Here is a 304-nt window from a genome sequence, read left to right on the forward strand (position 1 = left end):
AGGCTCGTTTGCCCCCGTCGCGCCGTTAGGCTGCGGGTGAGGACAAATGGTGGAGCTGGACGGGATCGAACCGACGACCTGATGCTTGCAAAGCAACTGCTCTCCCAGCTGAGCTACAGCCCCAAACTGGAAGGCGGCAACAGCCTTTCGACTGCTCGCAAGATCGATCGTGGTGCAAATGGTGGGCCTGGGACGACTCGAACGTCCGACCTCACCCTTATCAGGGGTGCGCTCTAACCACCTGAGCTACAGGCCCAAGGCGATCAGATTGGCATCCATGACGATGCACCGATCACGCTATCCG

At 59.9% G+C, this 304-nt stretch carries 2 tRNA genes; both read right to left on the minus strand.

Annotated elements, in window-relative coordinates:
* Positions 1–47: 47 nt before the first annotated feature.
* Positions 48–123 (minus strand) — tRNA-Ala (locus tag FV218_RS22555).
* 56 nt (positions 124–179) lie between these two features.
* A tRNA-Ile gene (locus FV218_RS22560) sits at positions 180–256 on the minus strand.
* Between the last annotated feature and the right edge of the window lie 48 nt (positions 257–304).

This window comes from Methylobacterium sp. WL69, from assembly GCF_008039485.1.
GTDB lineage: Bacteria > Pseudomonadota > Alphaproteobacteria > Rhizobiales > Beijerinckiaceae > Methylobacterium.